Source organism: Aureivirga sp. CE67, assembly GCF_015767245.1.
Taxonomy (GTDB): domain Bacteria; phylum Bacteroidota; class Bacteroidia; order Flavobacteriales; family Flavobacteriaceae; genus Aureivirga.
Genome location: NZ_JADOTV010000038.1, coordinates 1 through 14,569, shown reverse-complemented (window position 1 = coordinate 14,569; position 14,569 = coordinate 1). Strand labels below are relative to the sequence as shown.

The 14,569-nt window shown below is 31.5% G+C and carries 8 protein-coding genes and 4 tRNA genes; 3 read left to right on the top strand and 9 right to left on the bottom strand.

Annotation, left to right across the window (positions count from 1 at the left end):
* The first annotated feature begins 781 nt into the window (after window positions 1–781).
* Complete coding sequence (locus I0K12_RS21785; RefSeq protein WP_196890298.1) at window positions 782–1,906, top strand: hypothetical protein; 1,125 nt, start codon at window positions 782–784, stop codon at window positions 1,904–1,906.
* A 62-nt stretch (window positions 1,907–1,968) separates the two neighbouring features.
* On the opposite strand, the gene I0K12_RS21780 is transcribed toward I0K12_RS21785, so the two are convergent.
* The 5 genes from I0K12_RS21780 to I0K12_RS21760 all read right to left on the bottom strand — a co-directional run bounded on the left by I0K12_RS21780 (window position 1,969) and on the right by I0K12_RS21760 (window position 3,908).
* Window positions 1,969–2,844, bottom strand: coding sequence for a DUF808 domain-containing protein (locus I0K12_RS21780; RefSeq protein ID WP_196890297.1), 876 nt, complete (start codon window positions 2,842–2,844; stop codon window positions 1,969–1,971).
* A gap of 383 nt (window positions 2,845–3,227) precedes the next feature.
* Window positions 3,228–3,301: transfer RNA gene (locus I0K12_RS21775), tRNA-Thr, on the bottom strand.
* Window positions 3,302–3,347: 46 nt separating this feature from the next.
* A tRNA-Thr gene (locus I0K12_RS21770) sits at window positions 3,348–3,421 on the bottom strand.
* 46 nt (window positions 3,422–3,467) lie between these two features.
* Window positions 3,468–3,541, bottom strand: a tRNA-Thr gene (locus I0K12_RS21765).
* Between the two features lie 293 nt (window positions 3,542–3,834).
* Window positions 3,835–3,908, bottom strand: a tRNA-Arg gene (locus I0K12_RS21760).
* Window positions 3,909–4,200: 292 nt separating this feature from the next.
* Between I0K12_RS21760 and I0K12_RS21755 the strand changes: the two genes are divergently transcribed.
* The gene (locus I0K12_RS21755) at window positions 4,201–4,986 is read left to right on the top strand and encodes a LuxR C-terminal-related transcriptional regulator (RefSeq protein ID WP_196890296.1); all 786 of its coding nucleotides are present in this window, start codon (window positions 4,201–4,203) and stop codon (window positions 4,984–4,986) included.
* Window positions 4,987–5,242: 256 nt separating this feature from the next.
* Here I0K12_RS21755 and I0K12_RS21750 read toward each other — a convergent pair whose 3' ends face one another.
* The 4 genes from I0K12_RS21750 to I0K12_RS21735 form a co-directional block, all read right to left on the bottom strand.
* Window positions 5,243–6,352 (bottom strand): DEAD/DEAH box helicase, encoded by a 1,110-nt coding sequence (locus I0K12_RS21750; protein ID WP_196890295.1) that lies wholly within the window; start codon window positions 6,350–6,352, stop codon window positions 5,243–5,245.
* Between the two features lie 359 nt (window positions 6,353–6,711).
* Window positions 6,712–7,407, bottom strand: coding sequence for a porin family protein (locus I0K12_RS21745; RefSeq protein ID WP_196890294.1), 696 nt, complete (start codon window positions 7,405–7,407; stop codon window positions 6,712–6,714).
* Between the two features lie 3 nt (window positions 7,408–7,410).
* Window positions 7,411–8,139, bottom strand: coding sequence for a bifunctional demethylmenaquinone methyltransferase/2-methoxy-6-polyprenyl-1,4-benzoquinol methylase UbiE (gene ubiE / locus I0K12_RS21740; protein ID WP_196890293.1), 729 nt, complete (start codon window positions 8,137–8,139; stop codon window positions 7,411–7,413).
* 46 nt (window positions 8,140–8,185) lie between these two features.
* Complete coding sequence (locus tag I0K12_RS21735) at window positions 8,186–9,082, bottom strand: NifU family protein (RefSeq protein ID WP_196890292.1); 897 nt, start codon at window positions 9,080–9,082, stop codon at window positions 8,186–8,188.
* An 87-nt stretch (window positions 9,083–9,169) separates the two neighbouring features.
* Between I0K12_RS21735 and I0K12_RS21730 the strand changes: the two genes are divergently transcribed.
* A partial coding sequence (locus I0K12_RS21730; protein WP_196890291.1) for a choice-of-anchor L domain-containing protein occupies window positions 9,170–14,569 on the top strand: 5,400 nt, incomplete at its 3' end.

The window sequence follows — 14,569 nt, the reverse complement described above, 5'->3', positions numbered from 1 at the left end:
GGAGAGTATGTCATCGCCTTTCTTTGAATCCTGATTCTTTTTTTGAATCAGGATTTTTTTTGCTTAAAACTTTCCTTTTGGGAAAGTTCATAGTGTTGTACACTATGTTGGTTTATGTCGTCCTTTTGGAACTTTTTTTACTCTGATTTTTTTAGAGATCATAGTGTTGCACACTATGCTAGTTTATGTTGTTTCGTTGGGACTTTTTTTGTTTTTAGAGTTTACTCCTTTTTCTTATTTTCATTCTATTTCTTTTCCTTTTTGTTTTACTAGTAATCTTTAGTAGAATGATTCTGTTTTTATGTTATTTGTGTGGTCAGAGTTACAATTTCGCGCTAGCGAAAATTAAAATTGATAAATCGTAGTAGAACATGATGATTCTACCTTCGGAGAATCAACCGAGAAGGTTCTTAATCTAATGGAATGTGGTTATAGTTACTTAATTTAATTGTTTTAACGGTTTTTAGAGGGTTGGGTGTGAAATAAATTTAACACCCCTTCCCCTCCTTTAAAATAAGGGGAGTTTTTTAGATATATTCGCTTTGCTTATATATTATATTGGTTTTTGCGTTAGGGATTGTAATGGCATCCTTTTTTGCTTTTTCAGTTTGTTGCTTTTAGCAAAAAAGATATAACGGAAAGCCCGACCCGGAGGGAAACGCCCAAATTATTAATTCTTTTTTATGAATTTATTTTACTTTTTTATAGAATAAATTATGATTACTGATTAATTTGTAGAGTTGTGTTTTACTAACTTTCTTGAAATTAAAATTTTAAGAAGATGAAATTTTTAGTAGTTATTTTTTTAATACTTTTTGAAAATAGTGTGTTTTCACAAGAGTATATTTTATCAACTGTTGCTATTGAAAAAAAAGAGCATTCGACTGTGAAATCTTTTGAGAAATTTACCAAGCATCCTAAGAGAAATCGATTGAAAAATCATTTTTTGAAGGACTATAATAGGTCTGTTTCGGAATATGAGAAAAAACTTTCTGAATTGAATAGTGATGCTTATTCTGAAAAGCCATGGATTGAGATTTTAAATACATTACATTCTTTATACTTTTTGGATAGTTTGGTGACTTCTCATGAACAAACTGCTTATTTGCATAGTAAGGACTACAAAGAATTAATTGATAGTGTTTCTGTAGAGGCTACAAAGAATTTGTATGAAGTGGGAAATAAGTATTTGAATGAAAAAGGAAATGTATTTGGAAGTGCTATTGCTTATCGAAACTTTAAAAAAGTTTTGGAAATTTCTCCAGGATATAAGAATACTAAAGATTTGTTAGATGTGACAATTTTGAAAGGGAAAAAGAATGTTTATTTTGCTCCAGTTCAATATAAAAATCAGGGTAATTATTTTGAAATAAGTTCTGATAATGCAAGTGTAACTAGTAATTTTATTATTGATGATTTGATTAAGAATTTATCTATAAATAATATTGGAAGTACTTTTGAAAGATCTAAAGGGTTTGAAACAGATTGGGTTGTAAATATGACTTGGAATTCTATAAATATTGCTCCTGAAAGAAAACATACATACGATATTAAACGAAATAGAGTAATTAGAGATGGAAATACAGATGTGACCGTTAGTGCAACTGTTACGATTACGGAAACTTATAAAACAATTGATGGGAATATGACTGTGATTGTTGATGATGTAAAGAATAACAATGAGATTTCAAGACATAATTTTCTAGGAACAATTACGCATACGATGAAAGAAGCAAAATATAAGGGAGATAAACGAGCTTTAACGTATGAAGATAATGCTTTGATTACAGAATCGCTGTATAGAAATAAGGTGAATGATATAAAATTGATTGAAATGTTATTTGAACAAAGTATTTATCAACAGTTTATTTCTGATTTAGGTGGATTGTTTAATTGGAATTTGTAGTGAATTAAAAATAGATATACAAAAATCCCGAAACATTTGTTTCGGGATTTTTGTTTTTATTCTTATTTGATCACTAGAGATTTTACTTTTCCTAGAATTGAGAAAACTATTAAAGCGATGGCTCCTACAACTGCTCCAACTAATAAGTCTGCTAGAATAGAAGGAATACTGTGTAGAAAATCGTGAATTTCATGAACATTATGTGTAAAAATTCCACCAGCTACTAAAAGCATTGCGATAGTTCCGATTACTGATAGACTTCGAATAACCATTGGAAGTGCAATAATAAGTCCTCTACCAAAACGGTAAGAAAGTGTTTTCGCATCTCTTGTTATTTTCATTAGTTTTAATCCAAAATCGTCCATACGAACAATTAATGCTACTACTCCGTATACACCGATTGTTGCGATAATAGCTGCAAGAGAAACAGAAAGTATTTGGATTAATAACGGTTCTTTTATAACTGCACTAAGCGCAATAATTACAATTTCGATAGAAAGAATAAAATCTACTAAGATGGCAGATTTGATTTTTTTCTTTTCGTATTGTTGCCACTCTTCTGGAGACATAGCTTTCTTTTCTTCTTTCGCTTTTACATGATTTTTGGAAAGAAAATAATGATATACTTTCTCTGCTCCTTCATAGGCTAGATATACTCCTCCAATTAGTAAAATAGGGACAATAAGCCAAGGAAGATAAGCACTTAAAAGGAAAGCTATAGGAAGGATGATTATTTTGTTGATAAAAGATCCTTTACAGATTTTCCATAAAACAGGGATTTCTCTTGAAGATTGGAAACCTGATGCTTTTTCTGCAGTTACTGCTAGATCGTCTCCTAATATTCCTCCTGCTTTTTCTGTAGCTACTTTACTCATGACGGCTACATCGTCTAGGGTTGCTGCTATATCATCTAGTAGCGCAAAAAATCCTGATGCCATTTACTTTTTCTTAAAGGTTAATTTTGAGTTGTAAATGTAATAAAATTCTACAGATTTTATAATTGTACTTTTATTGGGGTGTTAAATTGGAAGGATTTATACTTTTTTGGTGGGTTTTATTTAATATAAATAATGATTAATAGCTTTCTGTGTTTTCAATTAGAAAATGATGTTCAAATGGAAAATTAGAGTTTTGCAATGATGTGCTGTTTGTGCAGCGTTTTTGCGTTAGGGATTGTAGCGGCATCCTTTTTTGCCTTTTTTCATTCTGTTGCTTTGGCAAAAAAGATATAGCGGAAAGCCCGACCTTTAGGGAACGCCCTAGAAAATATTTAGGTGAAAATAGGGCAAAAAAAAAGCATCTTATTTCAAGATGCTTTTTGAGCCGATAGAGGGACTCGAACCCACGACCTGCTGATTACAAATCAGCTGCTCTAGCCAGCTGAGCTATATCGGCGTTAAAAATGTGTAATATGATATTCTTAAAATATATTTTAAAAAAGAGCCGATAGAGGGACTCGAACCCACGACCTGCTGATTACAAATCAGCTGCTCTAGCCAGCTGAGCTATATCGGCGTTAAAAATGTGTAATATGGTATTTTTAAAATATATTCTAAAAAAGAGCCGATAGAGGGACTCGAACCCACGACCTGCTGATTACAAATCAGCTGCTCTAGCCAGCTGAGCTATATCGGCTTTTTAAAATAAAATGAACTTATGTGCTTTTTTATTTTAGCGATGCAAATATACATAGTTTATGTTAATATGCAACACTTAAATTAAGTTTTTTTTATACTTTTTTTTAAGATGATGATAATTAGATTTTTAAAATGAAAAATATTTTTAGAAATCCTTCTTTTTTGATTTTGTAGCTTGATTTTGATTGGGGAATTTGAAAATCAAAGAGAATCTTGAGAGATTTGGTTCTTGTTTTTTGTGGAAAGAAGTTAAAAACAAAAAAGCCTTACTATTTCTAGTAAGGCTTCTTGTGATCGCGAAAGGATTCGAACCTTTGACCGTCTGCTTAGAAGGCAGATGCTCTATCCAGCTGAGCTACGCGACCATTTTATATATAACTTGTTTGCTTTAAAGCGGTGCAAATATAGGTATAAATATATATTAAGCAAGTGTTTTTTTGTTAAAATATATAAGTTTTTTGTAAGGCAATGATTATCAGAAAGAAAAAAGTGAAGAAAAAAATATTTATTTTTTCTTGTGTAAAATATGTTATGTTTGTGTGTATAAATATTAAGTAAGATAAAAGGATTTTTATATGTTTTATAAGTGGGCACATATAGAAAAACCTACCCTTTTAGCTTCTATATTGAAATTCAACTAAACAATTATTATTTACAATGGAAATTTTAAATTTTTTTACAGAGGTTTTTCACTCTTATGATGTAAAAGATCAGAAGGTGATTGAGCAACAAATTAAAAAAATGCAAAAAATTGATGAAATTTTACCATCTCTAGAGTCTTTTTATACGATTATCAATGCAAAATCTCAAGGATATGAATTTGTGAGTAAGAACTTTGAGATAACTACGATGTACACTTCTGAAGAGATGTCTGAGGGAGGGATGCCTTTTTGGTTTTCTAAAATTCACCCATTTGATTTGCCAATGTTTATGGAGGCGATTGATGTTCTTTTAGATTATAATATTAAAAATGTTGATCCTGAAGATCGTTATAATATTTTATATAGCTGGAATTTTAGGCATAAGAAAAAGAATGGGGAATATGTAAATCTTCTAGAACAATTAACTCCTTTGTATTATGATGAAGATGGAACACCGATTTTATTTTTAGCACATTGTACGATTATTGGAAGTGGAAAGCCAGAATCTTTGATTGGAGCTTTAAAATTATTGAAAAATGATAATGAATATGTAATTCTTCATGAAGAGAATTTTTCTAAGAATTTTGAATTGAAACTTCTTAGTAAAAGAGAGCAAGAAGTATTTAAACTTTTAGTTAAAGGAAATACTAGTAAGGAAATGGCTGAAGAATTGAAAATTAGTAGTCATACGGTAGATGGACATAGAAGGAAGATCATTGAAAAATTAGATTTTAAAAATACTTCGGAGATGATTCAGTTTTTTAAAGAGAATAATTCTAAAATAGATAGAGGTTTGAAATAATTTTTTTTAAAATACTGATATTTAGTTTTTTAATGATTAGTAAGGGTGGAACACTCAATTTGAGTATTGTTTAGTGTATTTCTTTATTTTAATATTTGTACTTCTTAAAAAAATATTTTTTGAGGGAAATAAGGGAAAGTTATATTGCAAGAAAAGATTAAGAAACTTAAAATATTCTTATCCTTATTTAGATAAGGATTATAAGGTCAGTTCTAAGTAAGTAAAAAAAGGTTGCCGATTGGCAACCTTTTTTGTTTTATAATTGTTCGAAAATGATGTGAAGTCTTTTTTCGAAATTTCTTAGTTGCTTGATTTCCGAAGTTGTTACTAAAGCTAAAGAAACTCCTGTTCTTCCAGCTCTTGCTGTTCTTCCACTTCGGTGTGTGTAATATTCGTCTTTGTCTGGAAGTTCGTAGTGAATTACGAAATCTAAATCTGAAACATCCAATCCACGAGCTGCAATATCTGTAGCGATTAAAAGTTGTGTTCCTTTATTTTTGAAAGAACGCATTACTTTATCTCTTTCTTTTTGTAGTAAATCTCCATGAATTCCGTTTGCAGAAATCTTTTGAGACATTAAAAACTCTGTAAGATCTTTTGTAGCTGCTTTAGTTTTACAGAAGATAATACCTTGCTCTTTCCCGATAGCTTTTAAGATTTGCATTAAATCTGTTTTTTTAGTTTCAGGAGAAGAAACAATATATTGGTGTTTGATGTTTTTGTTTACAATATTCTTTTTGCTTAAATGAATTTTCTCTGCAGTTCTGCTGATGTGTTTTTTGATAATTTCTTGAATTCCAAAAGGCATCGTAGCTGAGAATAACCATTTGTTTTGCACGTTTGAAAGGAATCCTAAGATTTTGTCTAATTCCTTTTTGAATCCCATGCTTAACATTTCGTCTGCTTCGTCCAATACGATTGTTTGTACGCTATCTAAGCTTACTGCTTTTCTTTGTACTAAATCGATTAATCTACCTGGAGTTGCTACTAAAATGTGCGTAGGTCTTTGTAATGCGCTAATTTGTCTGTCGATTTTTTCTCCTCCATATACAGATTCTGTAAAAACTTTATCTGTGTATTTTGTGAATTTAAAAAGCTGCTTTGCGATTTGTTGTCCTAATTCTCTTGTTGGGCAAAGTATAAGTGCTTGAGGAGTTTTTATTTTAGGATTGATTCTCTCTAAAATTGGTAAACCAAAAGTTGCAGTTTTTCCTGTTCCTGTAGGAGCTTGTACTACGATATCTGTATCTTGATGTAGTAATAATGGAATTACTTGCTTTTGTACTTCCGTTGGTGTTTTTATGTTTAGTTCATTTAATCCTTTGATTAAATTCTTTGAGATTCCTAATTGTTTGAAGTTTTCCAAAACGATGTTGTATTAAATTCTGTGCAAAGTTACTCATTACGATCAAAATGAGCTTTAAGTTTAACAAGTCTTTTATGGACTTTTTTTGTGTTTTATTTGATTTTGTGTTTTGGTTTTGAGGAATTTGTTTGGCTTAGGGATTGCAGCGGCATCCTTTTGCGTATGTACGGAGCAAAAGATATAGCGGAAAGCCCGACCTTTTTCTGAGTTTTTTGAAACGAAGAAAAATGGGAAGCTCCAGAAAATATTGGTGATGGTTTTATTCTCAAAAAGAAATTTTAAGCGACTGTGGTAATTAAAAAAAAAGACTTTCTATTTTGGAAACAGAAAGTCTTATATATTGTAAAAATTAAAAATTCTTAGTGGAAAGCGAAATTGATAAAGATTCCTCTAGTACCGAAAAAGTCGATAGGACCTGTCCATGGACTGTTCGGGTCTTCGTCTCTTACCAATTCGTTATTAATTGCAAATACTCCTCTGATAGATGGTGAGAAAATGAAATATGGCATATAAAGATCTACACCAACTCCGAATTCATACATGAAATTGCTTTTTTTCATTCTAAATTCACCTGCAGAGTTGTCTTCTGGGTTGTCTTGATTACTTGAGAAATTGTGATCAAAAGATACACCTCCAATTAAATAAGGTCGCATATTACCTAATCTGATAGCATTGTATTTTACCAGAAGTGGTAAATGTAGATAAGTCCCTCCAACTTGTCGTTCTGTTTCCCTTTTACTTCCTTCAATATTAGTGAAAGTTAATATTTTTGTGTTACTAGATAAACCAGGTTCAAAACGTAAATCGAAAAAATCGTTGATTCTCATTCCTCCAATAATTCCTACATTAAAACCTACTTTACTATCAACTTTTACAAAGTTATTCGCTTTTTGATAATCTATTTTAAATCCTTTTTGATTTAGACCTAAATAGTAACCAAAGTGAAACTTTCGTTTAAAGAAGCGTGTTTTATATTCAACAACCTCTCTTTGTGCGAAAGCATTTGCACAAAGTAGAAGGGAAATACATAAACAAATATTTTTTAATTTCTTCATAATTTATTTTGTAGCTGTGTATATGGATGCTATTCCAAATGTTACAGGTTTATCCTTAGCATTATTAAACCCATTTTTTTCTAAAATATTGTTGAAAGCATTACCAAAAGGAAAAGCAGCTACAGATTCTGGTAAATAAGTATACGCAGAACTATCCTTCGAAATCATACGTCCAAAAATTGGTAATATTCTTTTTGAGTAGAAACCGTAAAGTTGTTTCATCGGGAATTTTGTTGGTTGTGAAAATTCTAAAACGATGAAAGTACCACCTGGTTTTAATACTCTATAAATTTCTTGAATACCTTTATTTAGGTTTTCAAAATTTCTTACACCAAAAGAAACTGTAATTACATCGAATGAATTGTCTTCAAAAGGTAAGTTTTCAGAATCACCTTGAATCATTTCGATTAAATTATCTAAATTTCTTTCTTTAATTTTTTTTCTTCCAACTTCAAGCATTCCATTAGAAAGGTCTAAACCTACAATCTTTTCTGGTTTTGCTTGTGATAAAAGAATCGCAACGTCTCCAGTTCCTGTTGCAATATCTAAAATAGTTTTAGGGTTTTTAGATTTTACAATTTTAAGAACTTTCTTACGCCATCTGATATCAATTCCCATAGATAAGAAATGATTTAAGAAATCATACTTACCAGAGATGTTATCAAACATTTGAGCAACTTGCTCTTTTTTTCCTAATTCGGAATCTTTATATGGTTTTACTTTTTCAGACATAAAAGTATTTCTTTTGAGTTGTTAAAAGTACGTAGACTTTTGCAAATTATTGATTAATTGCCACGACTTCTTCAATTTGATTTGGTAGCATTTCTTTCAACATTGTTTCGATACCATTTTTTAAGGTAATTGTTGAAGAAGGACAACCGCTACAAGCTCCTTGAAGAATTACGCTTACTACTTTTGTTTCTGGGTTATATTCTTTAAATAAAATATTTCCTCCATCAGAAGCTACAGCAGGTTTTACGTATTCGTCTAAAATAGCTACAATTTTTTCAGAAGTTTCGTCTAAATTAACTGGTTCTGCTACTTTATTTTCTTGCGTCGTTTCTTGTTTTTGTTCTGAAATAATTACTACAGGTTTTTCATCTAAAATATAAGTTCGGATGAAAGAACGTAATTCCATTGTGATTTCATTCCACTCTACGATGTCATATTTCGTGATAGAAATATAGTTTTGTGAAATAAATACTTCTTTAATGAATGGGAAGTTAAATAAATCTTGTGCTAAAGGAGAGTTTTTAGCTTCTTCGATATTTTTATATTCTTGATCTTCTGTAACCAATAATTTGTTTGAAACAAATTTCATTACAGCAGGGTTTGGAGTAATTTCAGCATATACTTCTACTGCAAGATTTGGCTTCTTTGCAGTTTCTTTTAATAACTGACCTCCTTCGTTTAGAAAATTCTCTAATCGTTCTTTGATTCCATTTTCAACTTCATTCCACTCAACGATATTATATTTTTCAATTGCAACAAAATTTGCTGTGATATAAACTTTCTTAACAAACGGTAAATGAAACAATTGTTGAGATAAAGGAGATTCTTGAGCTTCCTCAATATTTCCGTATTCAAAGCTTCCATTTGTTAGCACTTGATTTGCAACAAATTTTACAATAGATTCATTACTAGTTTTCTCTACTGAAAAAATAAAATTAGCCATAATAAAAAAATTTTTGCAAATATATTAAAAACTAATTGTTCAGTTTTAATATATTTGTCTTTATAACATCTATTAAAATTTTACAAAATGATTAAAAAAATACTAGCAAGTTTGATATTTTTGCTGTGTTTTGGTCAAATTTATTCACAAGATCCAAATATGTTGGAGGTGAATCATCCAGACTCAGACGGAAATTATCATCTTTTACCACTTAAAAAATTAATTCAAGAAAAATTTATTGATGCAGAGTGTATTGAGACCACTTGGGTAGGATCTAACGAAAATCCTGAATTTGACTCTAGTTCTGATTATGAAAATAAGAGTTACGGATATTTTATTAGACCAGAAGGAGTTGATTTTCCTTTTGATGAAGGAATTGTTTTAACTTCAGGAAAAGCTTATAGAGTTGGAAATACTACTCAAGGGAATTTATCTGATAGTGGAGCAGGTTGGAATGCTGGAGATCCAGATTTAGAAGCTTTGGTGAGTAGTACTGCTATTTCTAATGTTACTTCTTTAGAATTTGAATTTGAAGCTACAGTGTCTGAAATGAGTTTTAGATATATTTTTGCATCTGAAGAGTATGGAGATGGCTCAAGTTTTCCTTGTACAGGTTTTGATGATGCTTTTGCATTTATTTTAAGTGGACCAGGAGTTCCTGAGGTTAATACTTATAATCATGACTCTAAGCCAGCAACACCTGCGATTTCTATTGATTTAGGAGGGAAAAATATAGCATTAGTGCCTAATTCAGACCCACCTGTACCAGTAGCTGTTACAACTTTACATAATCAAACTTGTACTTCTGGACAAACAGGTTTTGGTGTTGTAAATAATGAAGAATATTTTTTCGGAAATTATTCTCCAATTAATCATGATGGAGGATCTGAACCTTTGACAGCTGTGATGTCGGGATTACAAATTGGAGAAACTTATAGAATAAAATTAGCAATTTCAGATGATAGTGATACAGCTTATGATTCAGCTATTTATTTAGAAGCAGGAAGTTTTAAAATTCCAAATCCAGAAATTGATGAACCTTTTATTTCTTCAAATGATAATATTAAATGTTATGGAGATAGTTATGTTTTAGGAGGAGATCCTGTTGAAGGAGCGAATTATCAATGGTATGTATATACAGAAGAAATTGATCAATGGTCACCAGTTGAAAATGCAATTGATTCAGAATATGAAGTTTTTGAATCAGGTATTTATAAGATTGTAGCGACATTTGGGTCATCTAACTGTACAAAAGAAGCAGAAACAGTAGTAGAATTTGTTATTCCTGCTGAACCACTTGAGCCTGTTACAGATAAATCAGTTTGTTCAGATGGAACAACAGGTGCTGTTTTTGATTTGAGTGATTATGATGAAGAAGTTTTACAGACAAATGATCCTAATATTTTTTCTGTACATTATTATTTGTTTGATTATCAAATAAATGACCTTGCTTTAACTATTGATGATATAACACTTACTCCAACATTTCCTTCTGTGACCATTTGGGCACAAGTAAAAAATAATTCAGAAGGACCACTTACAGAATGTTATGAGGTTGTTGAAATGTCTTTTAGCCTTGTTGGTATACCTGAAGTGAATCCTGTAACAGATTTAGTTGTTTGTGATGTTGTTACACCAACTAATTTAGCTGGATTTGAGGAATTTGACTTAACAGTTACTGAAGCGGAATTGTTAGGAGGATTAGATTCAGTAGATTATGATATAAAATATTATGAGGATGATTTGTATACAATTGAAATTACAAATCCAGATACTTACACAAATATTGTTGCAAATAATCAAACAATATATGTGAAAATTACCCCAGCAGGTTCGTCAGATTCAACAGCTTGTTTAGTAGAGAATCAATTTGAAATAATTGTGAATGAACTTCCAGTAGTTACAGTACCAGCTAATATGGTTCAATGTGCTGACAATACAATTTTTGATTTAACTACTCAAAATGATTTAATTACTACAGAAACAGGAGTTACTATTACATACTATAATGCAGCAGGAGATGAAATTACTACTGCAGATGCTTATACAGGAGCTAATAATGAAGTAATTACAGCAACTGTTACAAATGATACTACAACTTGTGAAGATTCTGTAACTTTTGAATTAATTTTAAACCCACTTCCGGTTGTAACACCTACTTATTCGATTTCTGATTGTGATTTAGATCAAGATGGGTTAATCACTTGGGATATTTCTACACAAACTACGACTTTAGATAATGCAGGAGCTTATACAGTTACTTATTATTCTGATGCTGCATTGACAACAGAAATTACAAATTTAAATACATATGTTTCAGGAGCTGCATCTGTTTATTATCAATTAGAAGATAATGTAACGGGATGTTTAAATTCTGGATTATTTAATTTAGAGATTGGTGCTCAGCCAGTAGTTGAAGATTTATATCTTTTTGAAGAGTGTGATGATTTAGTACCAGATGGAATTCGTTCATTTGATTTAACATCTCTAGATGCACAAATCATAGGTTCGAATTTAAATACAGCAGTTTCTTATTATGAAGTATTAGATTTTGCTCCAGGAGCAGATTTACCAACAAGTCCTGCAATTACAAATCCTTCAGATTATGTTTCGGGAACGAATACAATTTTCGGATATGTTTACGATGTTTCAAGTGGATGTTGGACAACAACAGAAATTAATTTAGTAGTTGGAGAAATTCCAGTTGTGAATTTAGATATCACTCATTACGAATTGTGTGATGATGATTATGATGGATATACTTTATTTAATTTATCTACAAAAGAAGCAGAGATTTTAGCTCCAACAGTTGATCCTTCAACTGCTAACATTAAATATTATAATTCACAAGCAGATGCAGAAGCTGATGTAGATGAAATCGTAGCACCAAATATTGTGAACTATCAAAATGCGACACAAAATGTTCACCAAGTATGGGTGAAAGTGTCTTATGATGTTAGTGAATGTGCAGCATATACAAGTTTTTATGTAATTGTGCATCCAAAACCATTAATCAATGAGGTGAATAATATTGAAATGTGTGATGATGGAGATGGTTCTGTTGCTTTTGACTTAACAAATACACAGACAACAGATGAGATTTTAAATGGTCAAAACGGAATTTCTATCACTTACTTCACAGATTTAAACGAAGCAAACCAAGCAGTAATCGATGAAGCAAACGGAAACGTAGGATCTTTTGCTTATATCGCTACGCCAGCTAATTTTGAAAATACAGTAACACCAGTTCAGACAATTTATGCAGTACTGAAAAATGATGTTACAGGATGTGGAACGGTAACACCTTTTAATATTGAAGTATTACCACAACCAGAATTCCCAGATGAATTACAGACTTTAGAAGTTTGTGAGGATGATATCAATGACGGAATTACGACTGTTTATTTAACAGATGCAGATGCATATTATAATGCATCTACACCAGGATTTATCGTAACTTATCATCATACAGAAGCAGAAGCGTTTGATGGATTGAATGCAATTGCTTCCCCTTATATTAATAATGCAACGCCAGATAATTTCACAGTTTGGGTACGTTTAGAAAATAATGTAACACACTGTTTTGATATCACTACTTTAGAGGTGATTATCCACGAGTCACCAGCATCAACGCTTCCAACACCGTTAGAAGTTTGTGATGATAATAATGACGGATTTGCAGAGTTTAATTTAACTTTAAAAGATACAGAAATCACTTATGCTTTAGGGCAAGTAACAGTGACGTATTTTGAAGAATTAATCGATGCGCAAGAAGAAATTTATGACAATGCAATTTCAAATTCGACAGCTTATCCAAATGTAGATATCAACAACCAAGTTGTATATGCTTTAGTTAAAAATACGATTACAGGATGTACAGATATCGTAGCTTTAGAATTAATTGTAAATCCAACACCAACAGCAATCGTTCCAGAAGCAATTGAGCTTTGTGATGATGAAGTAGTGGATGGAATGACAACTTTTGATTTAACGGTAAGAGAAGGAGAGATTGTAGCAGAAACAGGAATTTCATTTGAATATTACTACACAGAAGCAGCAGCGATTTCAGGAGATGTAACCAATACAGCACAAGGAGTTGGATATATTTTAAACCCAACAGCTTTTGTAAATGATGTAAATCCACAAACAGTTTGGGTACGTGCAGAATATGCAGCTACAGATTGTGCGAAGGTAGTTCCATTAGAATTAATCGTAAATGCAACACCAGTATTAGTACAACCAACACCATTAGAATTTTGTGATGAAGATGTCGATGGAGATGACACGAATGGAGTGGTACAAGGATTCTTATTATATGAAAAAGATGCAGAGATTTTAAATGGAGGAACAGGAGAAGTTGTGTATCATGAAGGAGCGATTGATGGTCCAGTGATTAACAAATTAGTTCCTTATACAAATGTTACAGCAGGAAGTCAGGCAGTGTATGCTGTGGTAACAAACACAGAGACAGGATGTAGTTCTTATGTGATTTTAGATTTAATTGTAAATCCACTTCCAGCAGTAGAAGAATTAGAGAAATTAGAAGCTTGTGATGATGATTATGATGGTCATGCTTTCTTTGACTTAAACGAAGCAACAGAAATTTTTGATCCATTTGAAGAGTATACAATTACGTACCACATCACAGAGCAAAATGCACATTCAGGACAACAAGAATTAGCAGATTCATATTATTCAGTAGCATCAACGATTTATGTTCGTGTAGAAAATGAAGATACAGGATGTTATATTGTTCGTCCATTAGAATTAGAATTATCAGAAAAACCAGAGATTGATCCAATCGAAGATTATGTTCTTTGTGAGGATGAGGATAACAACGGATTTGCGATTTTCTACTTAGATACTGTAAGAGATGGAATTTTAGCTTCACAGCCAGATTTAACAATCTCGATGTATTTATCAGAAGCAGATGCGGAGGCAATCAATAATCCAATTGATATGGATTCTCCATTCTTAAACACTGTTGCAGATCAACAAACGATTTGGGTACGAGTAGAGAATAGTGCAGGATGTTACATCATCGAAAGTTTCGAGTTAATCATCGAAGATATTCCACATATTGGAAATGCTTCTATTCCTCATGAGGTTTGTGATGATGATTTTGATGGATTTGCATCTTTTGATTTAACACAAAATGATACACATTATTTAGCAGGACAATTAGGAATGGTAGTAACATACCATACTTCTTTAGCCAATGCAGAAGGAGATATCACAGATATTCCAGACTTTACAAACTATGTGAATACTATTATCAATGCACAAGAATTATATGTTAGAGTAGAAAATCAAACAACAGGATGTTATGCGATTTCAACACTGACATTAATAGTGGAGCCACTTCCAAAAGTAGATATGGAGCCAACAGCATTAGAAGTTTGTGATGATGATACAGATGGAACAGCGATTTTCGATATTACAGAAAAAGAAGCAGAGATTTTAAGTGGTCAAAACCCAGCAGGAATC